At 53.6% G+C, this 6,921-nt stretch carries 6 protein-coding genes; all 6 read right to left on the reverse strand.

The window, feature by feature from the left end; translation table 11 throughout:
- Positions 1 to 118: 118 nt before the first annotated feature.
- Positions 119 to 1,567 carry a mannose-1-phosphate guanylyltransferase/mannose-6-phosphate isomerase gene (locus tag ACR0B8_RS15585; protein ID WP_170362938.1) on the reverse strand — a complete coding sequence of 483 codons (1,449 nt, stop codon included), beginning with the start codon at positions 1,565 to 1,567 and terminating at the stop codon, positions 119 to 121.
- A 129-nt stretch (positions 1,568 to 1,696) separates the two neighbouring features.
- Complete coding sequence (locus ACR0B8_RS15590) at positions 1,697 to 2,428, reverse strand: metallophosphoesterase family protein (protein ID WP_170362936.1); 732 nt, start codon at positions 2,426 to 2,428, stop codon at positions 1,697 to 1,699.
- Between the two features lie 113 nt (positions 2,429 to 2,541).
- Positions 2,542 to 3,063 carry a hypothetical protein gene (locus ACR0B8_RS15595; protein WP_217356129.1) on the reverse strand — a complete coding sequence of 174 codons (522 nt, stop codon included), beginning with the start codon at positions 3,061 to 3,063 and terminating at the stop codon, positions 2,542 to 2,544.
- 442 nt (positions 3,064 to 3,505) lie between these two features.
- Positions 3,506 to 4,327 carry a hypothetical protein gene (locus tag ACR0B8_RS15600; RefSeq protein WP_226689898.1) on the reverse strand — a complete coding sequence of 274 codons (822 nt, stop codon included), beginning with the start codon at positions 4,325 to 4,327 and terminating at the stop codon, positions 3,506 to 3,508.
- Positions 4,328 to 4,400: 73 nt separating this feature from the next.
- Positions 4,401 to 6,209 carry a galactosyltransferase-related protein gene (locus ACR0B8_RS15605; RefSeq protein ID WP_480659441.1) on the reverse strand — a complete coding sequence of 603 codons (1,809 nt, stop codon included), beginning with the start codon at positions 6,207 to 6,209 and terminating at the stop codon, positions 4,401 to 4,403.
- Positions 6,210 to 6,715: 506 nt separating this feature from the next.
- The coding region (locus ACR0B8_RS15610; protein WP_480659439.1) for a hypothetical protein at positions 6,716 to 6,921 on the reverse strand (206 nt) is incomplete at its 5' end.

Raw genomic sequence — 6,921 nt, forward strand, 5'->3', positions numbered from 1 at the left:
CAAAACACACCGAACGGAACGGCTGCACCAAGCTTTCCGGGCAATAAAAAAGGCCCCCGTCCGGGGGCCTGATCAATGCGCCATACCTGGCTGCGTGGCGTCAGATGGGGCTGGAACGTCAGCCCTTTGCGCCCTGACCGCGTGCATAAACATCCTCGTACCGGACGATATCATCCTCACCGAGATAGGTTCCGGTTTGAACTTCGATCAGAACCATCGGCACCTTGCCAGGGTTCTGCATCCGATGCACCGCCCCCAACGGGATGTAGACCGATTGGTTCTCGGTCACCAACTGTTCCTTGTCGTCGATCGTCACAAGGGCCGTGCCTTCGACAACGATCCAGTGTTCCGAGCGGTGGACATGGCTTTGCAGGCTCAGCGACGCGCCGGGGTGGACGTGAATACGCTTAACCTGGAACCGGTCGCCAACCACAAGGCTTTCGAACCAGCCCCAAGGGCGGTGATCCTTAGGGAAGGTTGTAGCCTGTGCAGCGCCTTTTTCCTTTAGCGCGCTCACCGCTTTCTTAACGTCCTGCGCCCGCGAGGCATCCGCAACCAGAACCGCATCATTCATCGCCACGGCGATGATGTTTTCAAGCCCGATGCCCACCAACTCCAACTGGTCACTGTCCGAGCGCAACAGCGCGTTGTGGCAATTAATGGCTGTGGCTCCGCCGCTGGTCACCACACCGTCAGAATCCGGCCCGCTTTCTCGCCAGACTGCATCCCAGCCACCCAGATCGGACCAAGCCGCGTCAAACGGGACAACCGACAGGTTCGTCGCCTTCTCCATCACCGCGTAATCGATTGAGATATCTTCGGCCTTGCCCCAGGGTTCAGGGTTCAGGCGCAGAAAGCCCAGATCCGGCGTTGCCGTATCGACGGCTGCCTCGACGGGCGATATCAGTTCGGGCGCATGAGCCCGGAAGGCCGCAATCATATCCGATGCACGGAAAAGAAAGATCCCGGCATTCCATTTGAAATTGCCCGCTTCGAGCATTTCAGTTGCGCGAGCCAGATTTGGTTTTTCCACGAACTTTTTCAGCGGAACGGGTGATCCGCCGCTGTTCGATGCGCTCGCCAATTCGAGATAACCATAAGCCGTTTCCGGATGCGTTGGGGTGATCCCGAATGTTACCAGTTGCCCTTGCTCGACAGCCTCCAACCCGCGGGCAACCGCATTCTGGAACGCCGCCACATCAGGCACTACGTGGTCGGACGGCGCAACCAACAGCACCGCGTCCGGATCCTCGGAATGGGCGCGCAGCGCGGCAGCGAGGACCGCTGGGGCCGTATTCCGCCCTTCGGGCTCAATCAAAATGGCACCGGGATCAATGCCGACGGCCTGCAATTGCTCGGCCACGATGAAGCGGAAATCCGAATTGGTCAGAACCACCGGAGCAGCGAATTCCAACCCCGCCGCCGCGCCGGACAAACGCCGAGCTGAGGCCTGGAAAAGTGTCTCATCCCCAACAAGCGGCACAAATTGTTTGGGGTAACTCTGCCGCGACAACGGCCAAAGACGCGTCCCGGACCCGCCGCAAAGAAGAATAGGGGTGATCAACATGATAAGCTCGAAACCTGATTTAATTTAAACAGGTCCTATTAGATGTGAATTAGCGTGACAAGATTTTGCTCAGCTTCAACAGGAAAAAGCAAGTGCAACCGCGGATTTGCGCTTGTACGGGCTCAGTCTTCAGCCTTGTGCCGTCAAAAATCTGGGCTCCCCACCATCCAGGCAAACTGCACTTAACACACCAGTTGCAAAAGCGCCGGTATCAATGGAAATTCGTCCCTTTTGCGCGCCAGCCTCACCGACAATCGTATGCCCGTGTACAACCCAAACACCGTCGCGCCTGATTGTTTTTAGAAATGACGGATGACCCCAGATAAGGGTCTTTTCCGACTGGTTGGTGGGCGGAACATTGGGGTCAGCACCGGCATGCACCACAAGGACGTTGCCCGACATTTCCCAGGTCTTCAGCCCGATCACCCATTGATACAACGTGTCGCCCATCGCCTCTTGGAACCTGTCCCGGCACTCTGTCAGCTCATCACCGGTCATCTCAGCCCGGACCCCGCGCACATCGAATGAGGCCAAAGTCTGCAACCCGCCATAACGCAGCCACCGCGGACCCTGTTCCAAGGGGTCTTTCAGGAACCGCAGCATCATCTCTTCATGATTGCCTTTCAGGCAGGTTATATCGGGGCGCGCACTGATCAGGCGCAAGACCTCGGCGCTGCATTCTCCGCGGTCGACATAATCGCCCACCAGAATGATCCGATGGTCCTGCGGCACCTTGTTCAGTAGCTTTTCCAACTGCACGACACAGCCATGCACGTCACCGATGACGCATATTGGAGTATCTGGGGTTGGTGGCAGAAACGGGGCACGCCGCCTGAATCGTCCGAAAAGGGATGACAGCACGATGAACTTTTCTCCTGCCCGGTTAGCCGTGAAAGGAGCCGATACAGGAAATCCGGCACCGGCCTTAGATCCAAACGTGATACCCGGCGACCTGACTGCGGGCAAGACCGGGTTCAGGCGGTTCGGCAGGCGGGCACGCCCATTTGAATGATCTCGCGGCCTTTGACCTTATAGAGCCCGTTGATCCGGTTCCGGGCTTTGGTCATGAACCAGGATTTCAACGGTTCCGGATAATAAGCAGCCATGATCTGACTGAAATAGTCGAAATCTTCTTGCGCAAGCCGACGACCGCTTTGGGACGGACCGTGAAACCCAAAGGTGGTATCGGGATCAATGCAAGTTCCAGGCAACCCCAGAAACATCGTGCATGTCGAATAGCAGATACGGCCCCTGATCTCGACCAGAACTCCGTTGCGCTTGAGGTTTTCCAACTCGATCAAACGGTCATGCAGATAGCCGCCGCGATCGCTTCCCACGACCAGCAACTGCTGTGCCTGGGCGCGTGTTTGCGCAAGGGTCACCGGTATCAATGTCGCGACACTCAGCAAGACGATAGAAAACCGGACAATGCTACAAGCAGAGCGCTGTCCTGTTTGCGCTGACGCTTTGAAACAACAGTCGAGGAAACTCGGCATGGTTCTATCTCCGATTCCAGTAATGATCTGGATCAGGGCTAGAGAACCGCGATGCCTCAGCTGTGCGCTGCCTGTGGCGAAACTTGGCCTTAAATCAATGTTTTAATAGGTTTTTTATGTAAACTTTCCATGTCCAATACGCACGCAGCGTTGCGAGAATGACGCTTAGGGTCATGGGACGGTCTTAGATTCGGTGTCGCCGGGCGATACAGCGACAGATGCGTCTGCCCGATAGAACAAGCGCACAGAGATCAATACTCTCAGTCACTTGTAAACAAAACGCAGTATATCAGATCAAACACCCTTTACCAAACTGCCCACAAGTTTTGGACGCAACCAAGCGTGCGGGCGCGGATGTTTTTTTGTGACCAGAGACTTGAAGCCAAACAGGGCTTTTCACCCGCATGTTTGTTCAGCAGCTTTGGAATAATGCGGGCAAGTTCTAATTCGACCAGCGCTTGGTACGCCGCTGGAGACGCCAAAGATCACACCAGTAAGAAATCCGCCAAGGTGAGCAAATGGCGACCTTCCACCACTTCCGACTTTCCTGAAAAAGCTTTTGTTCATATTCCTTTTTGGAATAACGTTTGGGCAGCGCGATATGGATTCTTGAACTGAATTCCTGAGACGTGGCAGAGGCGGTTGCATTCAACATCGCACTCGTTTGCAAGGCCAACTGACGCCTCAGGCCGACTTCGAAGCTCGAGGGATGCACATAATCCAATACCATGTTGGCACTGTCACCACCTGCATCCGCCCAACTGACACCCAGCGCCGTATTGGTGAACACAACCGTGCTTTGCAGGTCGTCCCAATCGCTGTAAAAACTGTCCCATACCGCCGGGCGCACGATGTCCTGCAAAACGAACCCTTCGGCAAGAAACAGCAATGCCCAAAAGCTGGGCCATGAAATCAGCAGATCTTGAACCTGTTGTTCAGCTACGGGAACCGGTGAGAATACTACAATATCAGCGTAACTCGTTAGCAGGTTTACACTGTGTTCCGCTTCACTCAGGCTTGCCGCAGGAACGCCCTTAGTGACGTGAATGATACGAAGACCACCATCAGTGGCCTTCTGAGGAGAAACGGTCTTAGACAGCGCGCTAAAGGAAGATTGAGTGACACGTGGAACACCGCTCTGCTCATAGGCCGCGCACCATTCCGTGTGCTTTCGGCCTTCAAGAACGATAATTTCACTTACATGTTGCTTGCACGCTGAAACAACCTTCTCAACGGCTAAGCTCCTTGTTTCACTGTCATTCATTCAGATTTACACTCTGGCGGGTTTAGTAGGTATTCCTAAAGATTTGGACCGCTGTCCGGATTTTCGAGCGACATTAAAAATGCTGCCCAGATATCTCTAACCTCTGATTTTGAGACATTGAATGGGCGATTTCCGTAAACGAACTCCAGTTGCTTCCCAGCAAAAGCGGCGCACGCGATAGCAGGATTACATCTGCCAGCGCATATTTAAGCTGCACTTCAGATCGGTCATATACCGTTCTTGGCAGGCTGGTCACACGATCTTGGTATTTCGCAGCGAAAGCACCATAGGATTCCGAGTTATCCGACGCCAGAAAAATCGTGGAATCGGCCTTGGCCTCCAGCAGTTGATCCAGACGTTTGAAGAAGAACGCATAGTGGGATCTGCTGCGGGCACGTCTGGAAATCTCGTCTTCTGACCGCGACCAGTCTCCGGGAACGTCCCCATGAGGGTCCGTAGCCGCGCCGCCATTCATACGCACGTGTACGGCGATGTCGTTTTGGCTGCGGACGGACTCGATCATCTCTTGCACATCCGCACTCGGTTTCAGCTCACGCAGGAATTTCCGTTCAATGGGGTCGTAGGGTTTACCGAATGTAAACCTGTAAGCCGATTGGATAACGATATCCCGCTGCGCCTTAACCAATGAGGCGGTGTCAAAGGCCTCTCGGAATGCCTTGCTCATCAGGTCGACCGTTAACGCGTTCTCCGGGCTGTTCTCTTTGGTATCCTCGACTGCCCCGTCAAAGTCGAACAATGACGCAAAGGTGCAATCGCAATGTTCGTCAGGCACCCAGCGAATGATCAGTTCGCGATCGTGGATTTGTGAAAATGAAAACCCCGAAGCAATTGCGCGCAATCGGTTGCCCAAACCATGCTGCGCATCGACGACAAGTTTCGGCTTTTGCAGGCTATGCCCCAGCGGAACGGTAACTTCGCCTGTATTCTCTTCCGGTTGCAGCGACGTGTTGCTGATGGCCACAATGGCGTCTTCCAACGAGCGGGTCATCAACGCATAATCCACAGCTTCGCAGGAAACAGAGACCGCAACACCTTTGAAAACATCATGTATTGCGCTAACCGCCGCTTCGGCGCGTTCCATCCGCGTGCCAATTAGGTTTGTATCTACACCGTAGGGGTGGCTGCGTCTTAACCGCAATATGTTCGCGGTTTCACTAAGCACCCGGAAACCCGTCATTGGGCAACTCGCATCCCACGGGGCGCAGGAAGACGCAGTTTGCCGGTTCAACGCGATCCAGAACTGCGGATACGACTGCACTTCGTCCCATCCGGTGACCGGTGTACTTTTGGGGCGCTCAACACGTCTTACGTCGGAATGATCAATATGGCTGATGGTGTCGGGATCGACATCTTCTCTTTGCACGCCTGCGTTGGTCAGGCGTCCGTACAGGTCATCGTCATCCCAGCCATAAGTGACAATCCGTTCGTTGAAGCCGTTAACAGCCAAAAGATTTTCACGCCCAACGACGAAAAAGCCGTTCACGTGGCTTTGCCCGGATTTCGCCTGGCGCCAGTTCCCTGCAGTCAGTTGGTCAACACCTGTTGTGTTGCGGCTAAAGAACTCTGAATCGAGGATAATGTCACTGTCGACTTTGATAATCTTGTCTTTGGTCGCAGCGCGGAATCCCAGATTATACGCGTGGGACAAAATCCAGGATCCTTCATCCTCGACCCGAAGAATCCGTATACGTGGATCAGTTATCCCCGCTTTCCGAAGAGTGATCTCTACCGGAATTTCCGAACTCCAGTCCACGATGATAACTTCGCCAATCTCCTGATGTACAAGCCACGTTGGCAATGTCTGCGCCAGGTGGTCATTTCGGTTCATGCAGCATGTGACAGCAGCAAAACCGGGTTCCATGGCGGCATCGGGTTCATATTCTGCGCCAGCTTCTTCAAATTTTGGAAGGTTGCGCCAAACGTCAGGTTGCGTTCGTATCTCATTGTAGAGGGCAGAAACCGAAGTTGGTGATTTAGCGTTCCGCACCGAAAGCTGTGCTCGAATCAAACTGCGAAATGTGTCCCTGGCCTCAACTGTTGTGACGGTGTCATCAGATGCGTTCGCATCGCAGAGGCTTGCAACTATATCTTTAGAAGATTGCATTTTCTCAGTTTGAACCCTTGGTATGCCAATGCCTTCGGTATCTTAATATTTTGGTCGTTCAATACATTCCACCTGGGATTGCGTACAAACAACTTGAGCACCGAGTACCTGTTTGTTCAGGCGTGTCAATCACCAAAGACGGTATCTTTGAAGCAAGCCTCCAAGATTTCAACCTAGATGAGCGGTGATACGCCGGAATCATTGTTTTGACGCCCTTGTCAGGTCAGCTTGCTGTCTTGGTTGTGTCCCAGTTATCTGGAGTTTTAATTTATTGGCCTCGCATCGCTGAGGTCTATTTGGTTTTCCGGCATTGAAGCTTTGTTTTGGATGAGGTTATTGCCTCTCACCCTATTGTTTTGTGGTTCTGACGGGTTGAGGGTGTTAAGCGATTGATCTTGGGGATCAATTGTAGTGTGACCGGGCTGTTCTGAGATTTTCTGACGCTGGTTGCGGGAGTAGGATTTGAACC

This window comes from Ruegeria sp. BH6 (assembly GCF_056538105.1).